Origin of the sequence: Streptomyces sp. NPDC020192 (genome assembly GCF_044388685.1) — a bacterium.
Classification (GTDB): domain Bacteria; phylum Actinomycetota; class Actinomycetes; order Streptomycetales; family Streptomycetaceae; genus Streptomyces.
Map to the genome: position 1 here is coordinate 357,372 of NZ_JBIRXG010000004.1, position 17,282 is coordinate 374,653.

Annotated in this window: 14 protein-coding genes; 11 read left to right on the plus strand and 3 right to left on the minus strand. The window is 71.2% G+C overall.

From position 1 onward, the window contains the following. The first annotated feature begins 51 nt into the window (after nucleotides 1-51). The 3 genes from ACH47Z_RS11255 to nusB are packed head-to-tail and all read left to right on the plus strand — an operon-like array spanning nucleotide 52 to nucleotide 2,225. Nucleotides 52-1,176: an aminopeptidase P family protein gene (locus tag ACH47Z_RS11255; RefSeq protein WP_399072926.1), complete on the plus strand. Its 1,125-nt coding sequence runs from the start codon at nucleotides 52-54 to the stop codon at nucleotides 1,174-1,176. A 45-nt stretch (nucleotides 1,177-1,221) separates the two neighbouring features. After that, nucleotides 1,222-1,788 (plus strand): elongation factor P, encoded by a 567-nt coding sequence (gene efp / locus ACH47Z_RS11260; protein WP_399072927.1) that lies wholly within the window; start codon nucleotides 1,222-1,224, stop codon nucleotides 1,786-1,788. A 2-nt stretch (nucleotides 1,789-1,790) separates the two neighbouring features. Beyond that, nucleotides 1,791-2,225: a transcription antitermination factor NusB gene (gene nusB, locus ACH47Z_RS11265; RefSeq protein ID WP_399072928.1), complete on the plus strand. Its 435-nt coding sequence runs from the start codon at nucleotides 1,791-1,793 to the stop codon at nucleotides 2,223-2,225. 55 nt (nucleotides 2,226-2,280) lie between these two features. Here the strand turns inward: nusB and ACH47Z_RS11270 are convergent, their stop codons facing one another. The 3 genes from ACH47Z_RS11270 to bldD form a co-directional block, all read right to left on the minus strand. Continuing rightward, nucleotides 2,281-3,021: a hypothetical protein gene (locus ACH47Z_RS11270; RefSeq protein WP_399072929.1), complete on the minus strand. Its 741-nt coding sequence runs from the start codon at nucleotides 3,019-3,021 to the stop codon at nucleotides 2,281-2,283. Next, nucleotides 3,021-6,116, minus strand: a complete 3,096-nt coding sequence (locus ACH47Z_RS11275) for a CHAT domain-containing protein (protein ID WP_399072930.1) — start codon at nucleotides 6,114-6,116, stop codon at nucleotides 3,021-3,023. The genes ACH47Z_RS11270 and ACH47Z_RS11275 overlap by 1 nt, the downstream gene beginning before the upstream one ends. Nucleotides 6,117-6,305: 189 nt before the next feature. Continuing rightward, on the minus strand, nucleotides 6,306-6,809 hold the full coding sequence (bldD, locus tag ACH47Z_RS11280) for a transcriptional regulator BldD (RefSeq protein WP_399072931.1): 504 nt from the start codon (nucleotides 6,807-6,809) through the stop codon (nucleotides 6,306-6,308). 265 nt (nucleotides 6,810-7,074) lie between these two features. Here bldD and pyrR point away from each other — a divergent pair, with 265 nt between their 5' ends. From pyrR to pyrF, 8 genes are all read left to right on the plus strand, one after another. Next, nucleotides 7,075-7,656 (plus strand): bifunctional pyr operon transcriptional regulator/uracil phosphoribosyltransferase PyrR, encoded by a 582-nt coding sequence (gene pyrR / locus ACH47Z_RS11285; protein WP_399072932.1) that lies wholly within the window; start codon nucleotides 7,075-7,077, stop codon nucleotides 7,654-7,656. 92 nt (nucleotides 7,657-7,748) lie between these two features. After that, the gene (locus ACH47Z_RS11290) at nucleotides 7,749-8,729 is read left to right on the plus strand and encodes an aspartate carbamoyltransferase catalytic subunit (RefSeq protein ID WP_399072933.1); all 981 of its coding nucleotides are present in this window, start codon (nucleotides 7,749-7,751) and stop codon (nucleotides 8,727-8,729) included. Between the two features lie 5 nt (nucleotides 8,730-8,734). After that, nucleotides 8,735-10,021 carry a dihydroorotase gene (locus tag ACH47Z_RS11295; protein ID WP_399072934.1) on the plus strand — a complete coding sequence of 429 codons (1,287 nt, stop codon included), beginning with the start codon at nucleotides 8,735-8,737 and terminating at the stop codon, nucleotides 10,019-10,021. Continuing rightward, the gene (locus tag ACH47Z_RS11300; RefSeq protein ID WP_399072936.1) at nucleotides 10,018-10,578 is read left to right on the plus strand and encodes a hypothetical protein; all 561 of its coding nucleotides are present in this window, start codon (nucleotides 10,018-10,020) and stop codon (nucleotides 10,576-10,578) included. Before ACH47Z_RS11295 ends, ACH47Z_RS11300 begins: the two co-directional genes overlap by 4 nt. Beyond that, nucleotides 10,575-11,717 carry a glutamine-hydrolyzing carbamoyl-phosphate synthase small subunit gene (gene carA, locus ACH47Z_RS11305; protein WP_399072937.1) on the plus strand — a complete coding sequence of 381 codons (1,143 nt, stop codon included), beginning with the start codon at nucleotides 10,575-10,577 and terminating at the stop codon, nucleotides 11,715-11,717. The genes ACH47Z_RS11300 and carA overlap by 4 nt, the downstream gene beginning before the upstream one ends. Then, the gene (gene carB / locus ACH47Z_RS11310; protein WP_399072938.1) at nucleotides 11,710-15,018 is read left to right on the plus strand and encodes a carbamoyl-phosphate synthase large subunit; all 3,309 of its coding nucleotides are present in this window, start codon (nucleotides 11,710-11,712) and stop codon (nucleotides 15,016-15,018) included. Before carA ends, carB begins: the two co-directional genes overlap by 8 nt. Nucleotides 15,019-15,084: 66 nt before the next feature. Continuing rightward, nucleotides 15,085-16,191, plus strand: coding sequence for a quinone-dependent dihydroorotate dehydrogenase (locus tag ACH47Z_RS11315; RefSeq protein WP_399072939.1), 1,107 nt, complete (start codon nucleotides 15,085-15,087; stop codon nucleotides 16,189-16,191). Further along, complete coding sequence (gene pyrF / locus ACH47Z_RS11320) at nucleotides 16,188-17,033, plus strand: orotidine-5'-phosphate decarboxylase (RefSeq protein ID WP_399072941.1); 846 nt, start codon at nucleotides 16,188-16,190, stop codon at nucleotides 17,031-17,033. The genes ACH47Z_RS11315 and pyrF overlap by 4 nt, the downstream gene beginning before the upstream one ends. Nucleotides 17,034-17,282: the final 249 nt, after the last annotated feature.

The window sequence follows — 17,282 nt, forward strand, 5'->3', positions numbered from 1 at the left end:
CTCGGCCCCACTAAATCGGCATAACCGACGCAAAACTCCTACGCTCGTCTCATGTCAGAGGTGTACGCGACCCGCCGATCCCGGCTGAGAGACCACTTCACCGCGGCCGGCACCGCGGCAGCGCTCGTCACCCGCCCGGCCAACGTGCGCTATCTCGCGGGTGCAGCCCCGCAGGGCTCCGCCCTGCTGCTCGGCAGACGCGAGGACCTCCTGGTCTGCGTCGGCCCGCCCGACGACCGGGTCTGCGACGGCCGCCCGGACGAGAACCTGCTCCTGCGCGTCCTCCCGCCGAACGGCGTCGGTGTCGGCGCCGGTGCCGACACCGCGGTCGCGGCGGCGGACCTGGCCGTGGCCCAGGACGCCGACTCCCTGGCCGTGGAGGAACACCACCTCACGGTCCGCCGGCACCGGGCCATCGGCTCCGTCGCCCCGGGCCTGCGCCTCGCCGACCTCGGCGCAGCCGTGGAGCAGCTGCGGGTCGTCAAGGACGAGGAGGAGATCTCATGCCTGCGCATCGGCGCCGAGATCGCCGACCAGGCCCTCGGTGAGCTGCTGGAGTCCATCCTGGTCGGCCGTACCGAACGGCACCTGGCGCTGGAGCTGGAGCGCCGCCTGGTCGACCACGGCGCCGACGGCCCGGCGTTCCCCACCTCCGTGGCCACCGGCCCCAACTCCGGCCGGCGCGGACACCGCCCCACCGACCGGCGCGTGGAGGAGGGCGACTTCCTCTCGGTGTGCCTGGGCGCGACCTACCGCGGCTACCGCTGCGAGATCGGCCGTACGTTCGTGATCGGTACGTCGCCCGCCGACTGGCAGGTCGAGCTGTACGACCTGGTCTTCGCCGCCCAGCGGGCCGGCCGCGAGGCCCTGGCACCCGGCGCCGTCTGCCGTGACGTGGACCGCGCGGCCCGCCAGGTGCTGGACTCGGCCGGCTACGCGGAGGGCCTGTCACCCCTGACGGGACACGGCGTCGGACTCGAAATCGACGAGGACCCGCAGTTGGCCCCCGCCGCCATGGGTAAACTGGACGCTTGCGTGCCGGTCACCGTCGAACCGGGGGTCCACCTCCCGGGCCGGGGCGGTGTCCGGATCGATGACACGCTCGTCGTACGCCCCGAGGCGGACGGCGGACCCGAGCTACTCACCATCACGACCAAGGAGCTGCTCGCGCTGTAGCGCGTGACCCCGGGGTCGTACGTCAGTCCAGGAGATTCCGCAACCGTGGCTTCCACGAACGACCTCAAGAACGGCATGGTGCTCAAGCTCGAAGGCGGCCAGCTCTGGTCCGTCGTCGAGTTCCAGCACGTCAAGCCCGGCAAGGGCCCGGCCTTCGTGCGCACCAAGCTCAAGAACGTGCTCTCCGGCAAGGTCGTCGACAAGACCTTCAACGCCGGCGTCAAGGTCGAGACGGCCACTGTCGACAAGCGCGACATGCAGTTCTCGTACATGGACGGCGAGTACTTCGTCTTCATGGACATGGAGACCTACGACCAGCTGCACATCGACCGCAAGGCCGTCGGCGACGCCGCGAACTTCCTCATCGAGGGCTTCACGGCCACCGTCGCGCAGCACGAGGGCGAGGTTCTCTTCGTCGAGCTGCCGGCCGCCGTCGAGCTCGTCATCCAGGAGACCGAGCCGGGCGTCCAGGGCGACCGCTCCACCGGTGGCACCAAGCCCGCCACCCTGGAGACCGGCCACCAGATCCAGGTCCCGCTCTTCATCACCACCGGTGAGAAGATCAAGGTCGACACCCGTACGAGCGACTACCTCGGCCGGGTGAACAGCTAACCGTGGCTGCCCGCAACACGGCCCGCAAGCGCGCCTTCCAGATCCTCTTCGAGGGCGACCAGCGTGGTGCCGACGTCCTGACGGTCCTCGCGGACTGGATCCGGCTCTCCCGGTCCGACACCCGGCAGCCGCCGGTCAGCGAGTACACCATGCAGCTGGTCGAGGGCTACGCCGTGCACGCGACGCGCATCGACGAGCTGATCGCCCAGTACGCGGTCGGCTGGACGCTCGACCGGATGCCGGTCGTGGACCGCAACATCCTGAGGCTGGGCGCGTACGAGCTGATCTGGGTCGACGAGACCCCGGACGCCGTCGTCCTGGACGAGATGGTGCAGCTGGCGAAGGAGTTCTCGACCGACGAGTCGCCCTCGTTCGTGAACGGCCTGCTGGGCCGCCTGAAGGAGCTCAAGCCGTCCCTGCGCCGGGACGGCGCCTGACGCTCATGTCGTGCCACGCCGAGGGCCCGCGGATCCGTCCGCGGGCCCTCGGCGTTCACTGGCCCGCGCCCTGGGGCAGCGCCCCGGCCGGGCCGCCGGGCAGCGTCCGCCGGGCGGAGGACGCCAGATCGATCGTGTGCAGGCGCGGCGGCAGCTCCGCCCGGCTGCGCAGGAGCCTGAGCCTGCGCAGGGACGCCGCCACGATCACCTCGGCCACGACAGGGACGCCGGCCGGTACGCCCACCACCACGGCCAGCAGGACGTCCCCGTCGAGCGGATGCCCCGGCTGCTCGCGCAGCAGCCACTCCGGGTTGCTGCTGCCCAGGCCGTACGCGGTGATGTACCGCTCCTCCCTCGCGCCCTCCGCCGCGTACTCCACGGACGGCTCCGCCACCCCGAGCGGCACCGACAGGGCGATCCGGAAACTGCTGTTCCCGCTGGTCGCGCTCGCCGTGTCGGGGGACAGGGCGAGCGCCACGGGCGCCCTTTTGGCGCCGGGCGAGTCGAGCCGGATGCCGATGTTCGCCTCCTTGAAGGGCGCGGAGTCGCCGTCCGGGCCGGGCCGGAACGCACAGCCGAACACCAGCAGGAAATAGTCGTCGTCGGGCGAGGACGCCGACAGCAGCGCCGGGTTCACCCCCAGCTCGTACAGCTGCTCCAGGCTCCGCCGGGTGACATAGGGCTCGGTGACGGTCAGACGGCGGCGGATGCGCTCCTCGGCGGTGTTTCCCTGGAGCGTGGCGGGGACGACCAGATCGACGTCGTACGGGGTGAGCGGCGGCAGTTCGAGAGCCATCAGCCGTTCCTCGGGTCGGGGCGGGTCCAGCCGCCGTGAAAGGTGAAGGCGCCCCAGTCGCGGTACTGGGGGAAGCGGTCGCGGGTGACCGTCTGGGCGTGCCGGAACGCGCGCAGGGTGTCGTGGTGCTCGGCGAGATGCCCGTACAGCTCGCCGAAGAAACAGGTGGCCGCGTCGGTCCGTACCGGCCACAGACAGCCGACCACCGCCCGCGCCCCGGCCAGCAGGAAGGCCGTGGGCAGCCCGCGCGGATTGTCGGCGAGGTCGAACCGTCCGAGCGCCGATTCGCAGGCGGCGAGGGTGACCAGGTCCACGCCGCGCAGGTCGTGGGCGAGCACGTCGTGCCCGGACAGCCGCCCGTCCGCGCCGTCCCCGGGCGGGTTGAGGTACAGGCACTGGAACCAGGAGGCGTCCTGGCTGTGCGCGCCGTGCGCCGCCACGTGCACATAGCGGGCGCCCTGCGCACGGGCCAGGAAGGACGCCGGGGTCGCGTCCGGGCCGACCAGGGTGACCCCGCCCGCGAGCGCGGCCACCGCCGCCGCGTGCTCGTCCAGCACCGGCTCCGGCCGCAGCCCCCAGGGCGTGCCGCCCAGCGCGGCACCCAGCGACACGAGCCCCGTACCGGTGCGCGGCTCGGGGTCCCGGGGCCCGGTGACACAGACCAGGCTGGGCACGGTGGTCACGGTCCAGTCGTCCGCGAGGGGCCGCCCCGCCGGCCTCAGGAGCGGGAACGGCAGGTAGTGGAAGGGGCCGTGGGCCCAGAAGCAGAGGTGCCGCTTGCCCTCGCCGTACAGACGGGTCAGTACGTCGCCCAGCTCGCCGAAGATGTGCGCGAAGTCCAGTTCCTCCTCGCCGGCCCGGGTGACCTCCCGGTACAGCGGGTCGGCCCGGGCGACCTCGCGCACGGTGGCCACGGTCGCGGCGAAGGGGTGCATGGTCTGCCGGTAGCCGTCCTTGCTCGCCTGGATCACCGCGGCGGGCATGCCGCCGTACGGCAGCACACGCATGTCCTGGACGCCCTCCGCGGTGATCGTGATCAGCTGCAGTGCCGCGGCGGGCTTCCCGTCCGGTCCGGCCGGCTCCGTGTCCCGCGGTTGCTGTGCGATCCACAGGGAGACGAGCACGGTGCCGGCGGGCAGAGCGCTCACGACATCGTCCAGATCCGGGTATGCGGAGGGAAGATCCGTCGCCGGACCCGGGAGGTACAGGCTGCGGGAGAGCTGACGGTCGAAGGACCGCCGGAGATTGCCGAGCAACTCGTCCTCGGCCTGGCCGGACGTGTGCTCCTGCGGGCCCGCGTAGCAGAGCATCTCCAGGTCTTCGCCGATCTCGGCCAGACGCGGGGACACCGGCCCGCCGAGTGTGCCTTCGAGTTCTTCGACGCGGCGCCGGAGCTCCACGAGAACCGGGGCGGGCTGCCGGGGCCCGGGGGTCTGCAGCGCGCGGGAGAAGTCGAGCCCCTTCGCCGCCGTGTGCAGCATCAACAGCGCGGGCGCCGACTGCTGCCCCTCGGCCACGCGGCTGCCGAGCGTCTGGGCGGCCGCGACGAGGGCGAAGGCGGAGGGCTCGTAGAGCCCGGACTCCAGGTGCGGGGCGACCGCGATCCGGAGCAGCACGGCCGCGCGGGTGACCTCGTCCACGGAGGCCGCGTCCGCGCAGTTCACCATCAGCTCCAGCTGCCGCAGCACCTGGCTCTGCAGGCCCAGGACGGCGTAGTGGCGTGCGGCGTCCGCGTGCCGGTCGATCGCCTTCGTAGGCTCCCCTTCCCGCTGGTGCTCGGCGGCCGCGTTGGCCGAGGCGCTGCCCAGCAGGCATCTGACGGCGGCCGCGACCTCGGGTCCCGCGTCCGGCAGATAGTCGGGCACCTGGTCCAGCAGGGCGCAGGCAGCCCGGGCACCGCCGCCCTCGCACAGGTGCGCCGCCAGATGCAGGACGGTGGCGGTCGAGGGGTTCGGGGCTGTCATCGTGTCGCCGAACGCGCGCGCGATCTCCGCCTGGGTGTCCTCAGCCGGGCAGGGGGTCGGATCGCCGGGCAGCACATGGACGTGGCTGAGCCACAGTTCCCAGAGCAGCTCGGGTTCCCTGGCCGCGGGCAACTCGGTGGACACGGCGGCCACCAACTGCCGCAGCGCGTTGCGCCGGCCGGTCTCCCGCAGCAGTCCCAGAGCCTGGTGCACCACGGCCCAGGTCTCCCGTTCGCCCAGCGCTCCCACCAGCTCGGACAGTGGCATGGGCAGCAGTTCCCCGAGCGTGTCCGGCGGGGGCTCGGCGTCGTAGTGCGCGAGAATCCGCCGCAGCCGTATCGCGTTCACCGGATCGCGGGCCGGGTCGATCAGCCCTGCGGCGGTTCTGCAGTTCGCCAGCCAGGAGTCCATCATCCAGTTCCCGGCATCGGGATCGTTCATGAGGACGGCCAGCGCCTCGTTGACGGCGTTCAGACAGCGGGCGCGCTCGTGGCCGCGGCTCAGCCCCACCGCGCCGTAGAGGTAGGGCAGCGCCTCCAGCGCGGCGTCCACGGGGTGGGGCAGGGCATCGATGGAGTCCGGGCCCATGTCGGGATCGTTGCTGAACATACGGCCGCGCAACTGGCCGCGGAGCTGCCGCTCCCGGAGGGCGAGGGCATCGTCGAGTACGGGTCCCCCGATGTGCGGATGGACCCGGAGGATGCCCGCCGCATACATGGTCTCGGCCAGTTCGTCGAGCTCACCCGCCTGCCGGAGGGTGTCGATCTGCTCGTCGGCGACGGCGCAGGCCAGCCGCAGCCGTCTGCCGCTGGGCCGTTCGACGAGGTCGAGCCGTACGGCGTCCACCAGCAGGTCGGCGGCCGGCCACCAGGGGGAGGACATGCCGCGCCCCCACCGCTCGTCGGACACGGCCAGGAGGAGCCGGGCCACCACATAGCCGGTGGCGGTGATACCGAGCCGGACATGGTGCCGGCCGAAACCGACCAGACGGCGCGCCTGGTCCTGCGTCAGCCGCCACGTGGCGCGGATGCGCTGCTCCGCGGCCTCCTCGCTCACATGGCCCGCGTGGATGTCCCGCACGAGAGCCACCAGGGCGTCCAGCGCCTCGTCCCGCTGGTCACTCACCGACATGACCCACCCCCCGCTCCGTCATCGGTGCAGCTCGCAGGATCGTGGCACAGACGAGGGGGCGAGGAGGGGGGATTGGGCGGACGGGCGAGCGGTCGGCGCTGTGCCGAGGCGGCCGCGACAACGCGCCAGGGGCGGAGCACGACGGCTCCGCCCCTGGTAGAGACGTTTCTGCGCGGTATGTCCGGTGTCTCAGCCCTCTTCGTGGGTGGCCACCGCGCGACGGGCGTCCGCGTCCAGGACGCCCCAGCTGATCAGCTGCTCGGTCAGGACCGAGGGGGACTGGTCGTAGATGACGGCGAGGGTGCGCAGGTCGTCCTGGCGGATGGAGAGCACCTTGCCGTTGTAGTCACCGCGCTGGGACTGGATCGTCGCCGCGTAGCGCTGCAGCGGGCCTGCCTTCTCGGCCGGCACGGTGGCCAGCCGCTTCAGGTCCAGGACCAGCTTCGGCGGCGGCTCGGCGGCGCCGCCAGGCGTGGTGCCCGGCAGCAGCTCCTGCACCGGAACACCATAGAAATCGGCCAGCTCGGCGAGCCGCTGCACGGTCACCGCACGGTCGCCACGCTCGTAGGACCCGACCACCACGGCCTTCCAGCGCCCCTGGGACTTCTCCTCGACACCGTGGAGGGAAAGGCCCTGCTGGGTGCGGATGGCCCGGAGCTTGGCCCCGAGCTGTTTGGCGTATTCGCTGGACATATAGCTCCCCGGACACTGTGTCGACGCGGCCGGCTGTGTTGCCCGCCGCGCGGCTGGTAACTCACTGTGAGGTTACGCAGCGTGACTCTTGTGCGTCAAGCCGAATGGTCCACACCGACTCTTCCGTGGTAGTGGCGGCCGCTTGGGCCAAGGGGGTGAATCAGGGGGGTGATCGAGGCCCTCCCGTGGCCTGCTAGGGTGGATGGCGCAAATCCGACGTCCTTTAAGGTCCGTCCCGTGAGGCGGAGAAGGAGGTCCGTTTCGTATGGACAAGCACGTCTCGCCCGCGAATCCGCCGGCGTCCGATGCGCGGCCCGTTCTCGAGGGCCCTGACATCGCGCGGGTGTTGACCCGCATCGCCCACGAGATCGTCGAGCGCGCCAAGGGCGCCGACGACGTGGTGCTCCTCGGCATCCCCACCCGGGGCGTCTTCCTCGCCCAGCGGCTCGCCGTCAAGCTGGAGCAGGTCACCGACCGCAAGATCCCGGTCGGCTCGCTCGACATCACCATGTACCGCGACGACCTGCGCATGCACCCCCCGCGCGCGCTGGCCCGCACCGAGATCCCCGGTGACGGCATCGACGGCCGCCTGGTCGTCCTCGTCGACGACGTGCTCTTCTCCGGCCGCACCATCCGCGCCGCCCTCGACGCCCTGAACGACATCGGGCGCCCGCGCGCGGTGCAGCTCGCGGTCCTGGTCGACCGGGGCCACCGCGAACTTCCGATCCGCGCCGACTACGTCGGCAAGAACCTCCCCACGTCGCTGCGGGAGACGGTCAAGGTCCAGCTCGCCGAGGAGGACGGTCGCGACACCGTGCTGCTCGGTGTGAAGCAGACCGACCAGTAGCACGTCAGGCGCGCAAGGCCGCTTCGGCGTACCCGCGTACGCGCCCGTCTGCCCCATATCTCCCGATTGAACTGCCTTACGGAGCCTGACAGATGCAGCGTCATCTCATCTCGGCCGCCGACCTCACCCGCGACGACGCCGTCCTGATCCTCGACACCGCCGAGGAGATGGCCCGGGTCGCCGACCGGCCGATCAAGAAACTGCCGACCCTGCGCGGCCGCACGATCGTCAACCTCTTCTTCGAGGACTCCACGCGCACGCGTATCTCCTTCGAAGCCGCCGAGAAGCGCCTGTCCGCAGACGTCATCAACTTCACCGCCAAGGGGTCGAGCGTCTCCAAGGGCGAGTCCCTGAAGGACACCGCGCAGACCCTGGAGGCCATGGGCGTCGACGCCGTCGTCATCCGGCACGGCGCCTCCGGAGCCCCGTACCGCCTCGCCACCTCCGGCTGGATCGACGCGGCCGTCATCAACGCCGGCGACGGCACCCACCAGCACCCCACCCAGGCCCTGCTGGACGCCTTCACCATGCGCCGCCGGCTGATCGGCCGCGACGCCGGCCTCGGCAAGGACCTGTCCGGCAGGCGCATCACGATCGTCGGCGACGTCCTGCACAGCCGGGTCGCCCGCTCCAACGTCGACCTGCTGCACACCCTCGGCGCCGAGGTCACCCTGGTCGCCCCGCCCACCCTGGTGCCGGTCGGCGTCGAGACCTGGCCGTGCGAGGTGTCGTACGACCTCGACAGCGTCCTGCCGAAGTCCGACGCGGTGATGATGCTCCGTGTCCAGCGCGAGCGCATGAACGCCGCGTTCTTCCCGACCGAGCGCGAGTACTCCCGGCGCTACGGCCTCGACGGCGAGCGCATGGCGAAGATGCCCGAGCACGCCATCGTGATGCACCCCGGCCCGATGGTCCGCGGCATGGAGATCACCGCCGAGGTCGCCGACTCCGAGCGCTGCACCGTCGTCGAGCAGGTCGCCAACGGCGTCTCCATCCGGATGGCCGTCCTCTACCTGCTGCTCGGCGGCAACGAGCCCGCCGTTGCCCACGCCCGCACCAACGAGGAGAAGTAAGACCCATGAGCAAGATCCTGATCCGTGGTGCGAAGGTGCTCGGCGGCGAGCCGCAGGACGTGCTGATCGACGGCGAGACGATCGCCGAGGTGGGTGTCGGTCTGAGTGCCGAGGGCGCCGAGGTCGTGGAGGCCGCCGGCAAGGTGCTGCTGCCGGGCCTGGTCGACCTGCACACCCACCTGCGCGAGCCCGGCCGCGAGGACTCGGAGACGGTGCTGACCGGCACGCGCGCGGCCGCCTCCGGCGGCTACACGGCCGTGTTCGCCATGGCCAACACCTTCCCGGTCGCCGACACCGCCGGTGTCGTCGAGCAGGTCTACCGGCTGGGCCAGGAGCACGGCTACTGCGACGTGCAGCCCATCGGCGCCGTCACCGTCGGCCTGGAGGGCAGGAAGCTCGCCGAGCTGGGCGCCATGCACGAGTCGGCCGCCGGGGTCACCGTCTTCTCCGACGACGGCAAGTGCGTGGACGACGCCGTGATCATGCGCCGGGCGCTGGAGTACGTGAAGGCCTTCGGCGGTGTCGTCGCCCAGCACGCGCAGGAGCCCCGGCTGACCGAGGGCGCCCAGATGAACGAGGGCGTCGTCTCCGCCGAGCTGGGCCTGGGCGGCTGGCCCGCCGTCGCCGAGGAGTCGGTCATCGCGCGGGACGTGCTGCTCGCCGAGCACGTCGGCTCCCGCGTCCACATCTGCCACCTCTCGACCGCCGGTTCGGTGGAGATCGTCCGCTGGGCCAAGTCCCGCGGTATCTCCGTCACCGCCGAGGTCACCCCGCACCACCTGCTCCTCACCGACGAGCTGGTGCGCACCTACAACCCCGTCTACAAGGTCAACCCGCCGCTGCGCACCGAGCGGGACGTGCACGCCCTGCGCGAGGCGCTCGCCGACGGCACGATCGACATCGTCGCCACCGACCACGCCCCGCACCCGCACGAGGACAAGGACTGCGAGTGGGCGGCGGCCGCCATGGGGATGGTGGGGCTGGAGACCGCGCTGTCAGTGGTCCAGGAGACCATGGTCGACACGGGCCTGCTGGACTGGGCCGGCGTCGCCGACCGGATGTCCGTCAAGCCCGCGCAGATCGGACAGGCCACCGGGCACGGCCGTCCCGTCTCGGCTGGTGAGCCCGCCAATCTCACCCTCGTCGACACGGAATACCGTGGCCAGGTGGACCCCGCGGGCTTCGCCTCGCGCAGCCGCAACACCCCCTACGAGGGGCGTGAGCTGCCGGGCCGTGTGACGCACACGTGGCTGCGGGGCAAGGCCACGCTCGTCGACGGGAAGCTCACGTGACACCTCTCATCCTGCTGGCCGAGGCCCAGAAGTCGGCCGACGTCACCGACTGGCCGGCCCGCATCGGCTGGCTCGTCGGACTCGTCCTGTTCATCGCGCTCGTCTACTGGCTGATGCGCGAGGGCTGGAAGTGGCGCGGCACGCTCCAGAGCGACCTTCCGGAGCCGCCCAGCGCGCCGGAGGAGACCGGCCCGGCGAAACTGAGCATGAGCGGCCGCTACCACGGCTCCACCACCGCCGGGCAGTGGCTGGACCGCATCGTGGCCCACGGCCTGGGCACCCGCAGCCGGGCCGAGCTCACGCTGACGGAGGCGGGCCTGGAGGTCGAGCGTCCCGGAGCGGCCGACTTCTTCGTCCCCACCGCCGCACTGCGCGGGGCCCGGCTGGACAAGGGCATCGCCGGCAAGGTCCTCACCGAGGGCGGCCTGCTGGTGGTGACCTGGGCGCTCGGCGACAAGCTGATCGACTCCGGCTTCCGCTCCGACCACGCGGCCGAGCACACCGAGTGGGTCGACACCCTGAACGACATGATCAACGACACGGAAGGCGCACGATGACGACCTCCACCAGGGGAGCTGCCAAGGTTCCCGCCGTACTCGTCCTGGAGGACGGCCGCACCTTCCGCGGCCGCGCCTACGGGGCCGTGGGGGAGACCTTCGGCGAGGCCGTGTTCTCCACCGGCATGACCGGCTACCAGGAAACCCTCACCGACCCGTCGTACGACCGGCAGATCGTCGTCGCGACCGCGCCGCAGATCGGCAACACCGGCTGGAACGACGAGGACGACGAGTCGAGCCGCATCTGGGTCTCCGGCTACGTCGTGCGCGACCCCGCGCGCGTGCCGTCCAACTGGCGCGCCAAGCGCTCCCTGGACGACGAGCTGGTCGCGCAGAACGTGGTCGGCATCTCAGGGATCGACACCCGCGCGCTGACCCGCCACCTGCGCGAGCGCGGCTCGATGCGCGCCGGCATCTTCTCCGGCGAGGCGATCGCCCCCGAGAGCGAGCTCCTCGAGCGCGTGCAGGCCCAGCCCCGCATGAAGGGCCTGAGCCTGTACGAGGAGGTCGCGACCCAGGAGGCGTACGTCGTCCCCGCGATCGGCGAGAAGCGGTTCACCGTCGCCGCGATCGACCTCGGCATCAAGGGCATGACCCCGCACCGCATGGCCGAGCGCGGCATCGAGGTGCACGTCCTCCCGGCCACGGCCACGGCCGACGACATCTACGCCGTCAACCCGGACGGGGTCTTCTTCTCCAACGGCCCCGGCGACCCCGCCACGGCCGAGGGCCCGGTCGCGCTCATGACCGCCGTCCTGGAGCGGAAGACGCCGCTGTTCGGCATCTGCTTCGGCAACCAGATCCTCGGCCGCGCCCTCGGCTTCGGCACCTACAAGCTGAAGTACGGCCACCGGGGCATCAACCAGCCGGTCCAGGACCGTACGACCGGCAAGGTCGAGGTCACCGCGCACAACCACGGCTTCGCCGTCGACGCGCCGCTCGACAAGGTGAGCGACACCAGGTTCGGCCGCGCCGAGGTCTCGCACGTGTGCCTGAACGACAACGTCGTGGAGGGGCTGCAGCTGCTCGACCAGCCGGCCTTCTCCGTCCAGTACCACCCCGAAGCGGCAGCGGGCCCGCACGACGCCGCCTACCTGTTCGACCGCTTCGTTTCCCTGATGGAGGGCCAGCGTGCCTAAGCGCACCGATATCCAGTCCGTCCTGGTCATCGGCTCCGGCCCGATCGTCATCGGCCAGGCCGCCGAGTTCGACTACTCCGGCACGCAGGCGTGCCGTGTGCTCAGGGCCGAGGGCCTGCGCGTGATCCTCGTCAACTCCAACCCGGCGACGATCATGACCGACCCGGAGATCGCCGACGCCACCTACGTCGAGCCGATCACCCCGGAGTTCGTCGAGAAGATCATCGCCAAGGAGCGCCCCGACGCCCTGCTGCCCACGCTGGGCGGCCAGACGGCGCTGAACACCGCGATCTCGCTGCACGAGAACGGTGTCCTGGCCAAGTACGGCGTCGAGCTGATCGGCGCCAAGCCCGAGGCCATCCACAAGGGCGAGGACCGCGACCTGTTCAAGGGCGTCGTGGAGGCCGTCAACGCGAAGATCGGGCACGGCGAGTCCGCCCGCTCGGTCATCTGCCACTCCATGGACGACGTCCTCAAGGGCGTCGAGCAGCTCGGCGGCTACCCGGTCGTCGTCCGCCCCTCCTTCACCATGGGCGGCGCCGGCTCCGGCTTCGCCCACGACGAGGAGGAGCTGCGCCGCATCGCCGGCCAGGGCCTCACGCTCTCCCCGACCACCGAGGTGCTCCTGGAGGAGTCCATCCTCGGCTGGAAGGAGTACGAGCTGGAGCTGATGCGCGACAAGCACGACAACGTCGTGGTCGTCTGCTCCATCGAGAACTTCGACCCCATGGGCGTGCACACCGGTGACTCGATCACCGTCGCGCCCGCGATGACGCTGACCGACCGCGAGTACCAGATCCTGCGGGACATCGGCATCGCCGTCATCCGCGAGGTCGGCGTCGACACCGGCGGCTGCAACATCCAGTTCGCGGTGAACCCCGAGGACGGTCGCGTGATCGTCATCGAGATGAACCCGCGCGTGTCGCGTTCCTCGGCACTCGCCTCCAAGGCGACCGGCTTCCCGATCGCGAAGATCGCCGCCAAGCTGGCCGTCGGCTACACGCTGGACGAGATCCCCAACGACATCACGCAGGAGACCCCGGCCTCCTTCGAGCCCACGCTCGACTACGTGGTCGTCAAGGCCCCGCGCTTCGCGTTCGAGAAGTTCCCGCAGGCCGACTCCACGCTGACCACCACCATGAAGTCGGTCGGCGAGGCCATGGCCGTCGGCCGCAACTTCACCGAGGCGTTCCAGAAGGCGCTGCGCTCGCTGGAAAAGAAGGGCTCGCAGTTCACCTTCGTCGGTGAGCCCGGCGAGAAGGACACCCTGCTGCGCGAGGCCGTACGGCCCACCGACGGCCGGATCAACACGGTCATGCAGGCCATCCGCGCGGGCGCCACGCCCGAGGAGATCTTCGAGTTCACGAAGATCGACCCGTGGTTCGTGGACCAGCTCTTCCTGATCAAGGAGGTCGCGGACGAGCTGGCCGAGGCCCCCGAGCTGACCCGCGAGCTGCTCGCCGAGGCCAAGCGGCACGGCTTCTCCGACGTCCAGATCGGTGAGATCCGCGGCCTGCGCGAGGACGTCGTCCGCGAGGTGCGGCACGCGCTCGGCATCCGCCCGGTCTACAAGACGGTCGACACCTGCGCCGCCGAGTTCGCCGCGAAGACGCCGTACTTCTACTCCTCCTACGACGAGGAGACCGAGGTCGCGTCCCGCGAGAAGCCCGCGGTGATCATCCTGGGCTCCGGCCCGAACCGCATCGGTCAGGGCATCGAGTTCGACTACTCCTGTGTCCACGCCTCCTTCGCGCTGAGCGACGCGGGCTACGAGACGGTGATGGTCAACTGCAACCCGGAGACCGTCTCCACCGACTACGACACCTCCGACCGGCTGTACTTCGAGCCGCTGACCCTGGAGGACGTCCTCGAGATCGTCCACGCCGAGCAGCAGGCCGGCCCGGTGGCGGGCGTGATCGTGCAGCTGGGCGGCCAGACCCCGCTGGGCCTGTCCCAGGCGCTGAAGGACAACGGCGTACCGGTCGTCGGCACGTCCCCCGAGGCCATCCACGCCGCCGAGGACCGCGGCGCCTTCGGCCGCGTCCTCGCCGAGGCCGGTCTCCCGGCCCCGAAACACGGCACCGCCACCACCTTCGCCGAGGCCAAGGCGATCGCCGACGAGATCGGCTACCCGGTCCTCGTCCGGCCGTCGTACGTCCTCGGCGGCCGTGGCATGGAGATCGTCTACGACGAGACCCGCCTCGCCTCCTACATCGCCGAGTCGACCGAGATCAGCCCCTCCCGGCCGGTCCTCGTCGACCGCTTCCTGGACGACGCGATCGAGATCGACGTCGACGCCCTCTACGACGGCGAGGAGCTGTACCTCGGCGGCGTCATGGAGCACATCGAGGAGGCCGGCATCCACTCCGGCGACTCCGCCTGTGCCCTGCCCCCGATCACCCTGGGCGGCTTCGACATCAAGCGCCTGCGGGCCTCCACCGAGGCCATCGCGCGCGGTGTCGGCGTGCGCGGTCTGATCAACATCCAGTTCGCGATGGCGGGCGACATCCTCTACGTCCTGGAGGCCAACCCGCGCGCGTCCCGCACCGTCCCCTTCACCTCGAAGGCGACCGCGGTGCCGCTGGCGAAGGCCGCCGCCCGGATCTCGCTGGGCGCGACCATCGCCGAGCTGCGTGCCGAGGGCCTGCTCCCGGCGACGGGCGACGGCGGCGAGCTGCCGCTGGACGCGCCGATCTCCGTCAAGGAGGCCGTCATGCCCTGGTCCCGGTTCCGGGACATCCAGGGCCGCGGCGTGGACACCGTCCTCGGCCCGGAGATGCGCTCCACCGGCGAGGTCATGGGCATCGACTCCGTCTTCGGCACGGCGTACGCCAAGTCGCAGGCCGGGGCGTACGGCCCGCTGCCCACCAAGGGACGCGCGTTCATCTCGGTCGCCAACCGCGACAAGCGCTCGATGATCTTCCCGGCGCGCGAGCTGGTCGCGCACGGCTTCGAGCTGCTCGCCACCTCGGGCACGGCGGAGGTGCTCAAGCGCAACGGCATCAACGCCACCGTCGTACGCAAGCAGTCCGAGGGCACCGGCCCGAACGGCGAGAGGACCATCGTCCAGCTGATCCACGACGGCGAGGTCGACCTCATCGTGAACACGCCGTACGGCACCGGCGGCCGCCTCGACGGCTACGACATCCGTACGGCGGCCGTCGCCCGGTCGGTGCCGTGCCTGACGACCGTCCAGGCGCTCGCCGCCGCCGTCCAGGGCATCGACGCGCTCAACCACGGTGACGTGGGCGTCCGTTCGCTCCAGGAACACGCGGAACACCTGACCGCGGCCCGCGACTAGCAGCCCTGAGGGGGACACCGGAAACGGTGTCCCCCTCTGTATGAGGACCCTGAGGACTTTCCCGAGATGTACAAGCTCTTCTTCCGTCTGGTTTTCACCCGGATGGACCCGGAGAAGGCCCACCACCTGGCCTTCCGCTGGATCCGCCTCGCCGTCCGCGTCCCCGGCTTGCGCACCTTCGTCGCGGCCGCCCTCGCGCCCCGCCGCAAGGAGCTGCGCACGGAGGCCTTCGGGCTGCGCATGCACGGCCCCTTCGGGCTCGCCGCCGGCTTCGACAAGAACGCCGTCGCCGTCGACGGCATGGCGATGCTGGGCTTCGACCACGTCGAGATCGGCACGGTGACGGGGGAGCCGCAGCCCGGCAACCCCAAGAAGCGGCTGTTCCGCCTCGTCGCGGACCGCGCGCTGATCAACCGCATGGGCTTCAACAACGACGGCTCGCTGGCCGTGGCGGCCCGCCTCGCGACCCGTGAGCCGGTCTTCAGGACCGTCGTGGGCGTCAACATCGGCAAGACCAAGGCCGTCCCGGAGGCGGAGGCCGTCGGCGACTACGTGAAGTCCGCCGAGCGGCTCGCGCCGTACGCCGACTACCTGGTGGTCAACGTCTCCTCGCCGAACACGCCCGGCCTGCGCAACCTCCAGGCCACCGAGGCGCTGCGCCCGCTGCTCACCGCCGTGCGCGAGGCCGCGGACCGCACGGTCGCGAACCGGCGCGTCCCGCTGCTGGTGAAGATCGCCCCGGACCTCGCCGACGAGGACGTCGACGCCGTCGCCGACCTGGCCGTGGAACTGGGCCTGGACGGCATCATCGCCACCAACACCACCATCGCGCGCGAGGGCCTCGGCCTGCGCTCCGCGCCCGCGATCGTGCAGGAGACCGGCGGCCTGTCCGGCGCCCCGCTCAAGGCACGCTCCCTGGAGGTCCTGCGCCGCCTGTACGCGCGCGTGGGCGACCGGATCACCCTGGTGGGCGTCGGCGGCATCGAGACCGCCGAGGACGCCTGGCAGCGCATCCTGGCCGGTGCCACGCTGGTCCAGGGCTACAGCGCCTTCATCTACGAGGGCCCCTTCTGGTGCCGCGCGATCCACAAGGGCCTCGCCGCGCGCCTGCGCACCAGCCCGTACGCCACCCTCGCCGACGCGGTCGGCGCCGACGTGAGGAAGCCCGCATGACTTCGATGGAGCCCTTCGGCGCCCGGCTGCGCCGCGCCATGGACGAGCGCGGCCCGCTGTGCGTCGGCATCGACCCGCACGCCTCCCTGCTCACCGAGTGGGGCCTGAACGACGACGTGGCCGGTCTGGAGCGGTTCAGCCGCACGGTCGTCGAGGCCGTGGCCGACCGGGTCGCCGTGATGAAGCCGCAGAGCGCCTTCTTCGAGCGCTTCGGCTCGCGCGGTGTCGCCGTCCTGGAGACGGTCGTCCGGGAGGCGCGCGCGGCCGGCACCCTGGTCGTGATGGACGCCAAGCGCGGCGACATCGGCTCCACCATGGCCGGGTACGCGGAGGCCTACCTGCACAAGGACGCCCCGCTGTTCTCCGACGCGCTGACCGTCTCGCCGTACCTCGGCTACGGCTCGCTCAGCCCGGCCGTCGCGCTGGCCCGGGAGAGCGGTGCCGGTCTGTTCGTGCTGGCGCTGACCTCGAACCCGGAGGGCCCCGAGGTGCAGCACGCGGTCCGCGTGGACGGCCGCAGCGTCGGCGCGACCATGCTGGCCCACCTGGCCGCCGAGAACGCGGGGGAGGAGCCGCTGGGCTCCTTCGGCGCCGTCGTCGGTGCCACGGTCGGCGACCTGTCGTCGTACGACCTCGCGATCAACGGTCCGCTCCTCGCGCCCGGCGTCGGCGCGCAGGGGGCGACGGCGGCCGACCTTCCGAAGGTCTTCGGGGCGGCGGTGCGCAACGTCGTGCCGAACGTGAGCCGGGGTGTTCTGCGTCACGGTCCCGACGCCGGGGCGCTGCGGGCCGCCGCCGAGCGCTTCGCCGAGGAGATTCAGGCGGTCGTCGGGGGTTCCTGAGCCCTCCGACGGGTGCCCTGGCGGGCGGCGGGCCGGCGACTTGAGTGTGAATACATCCTCAAATCGAGGGCATTATGTCTGAAATGTCCGGCCTGACGGAGGCTGACCAGGACTTTTCCGCTGTTCTCGCTGACTCTGGCGGACTTGCCCGCTAGTCTCCGAGCAGTGGGGGCACCTCTCACGCCCCTAAGGCAGTGGGGGAGAACGGGCAGCGTGTTGCTCGTAGCTCCCCAGGTGTGGGGCGACTAG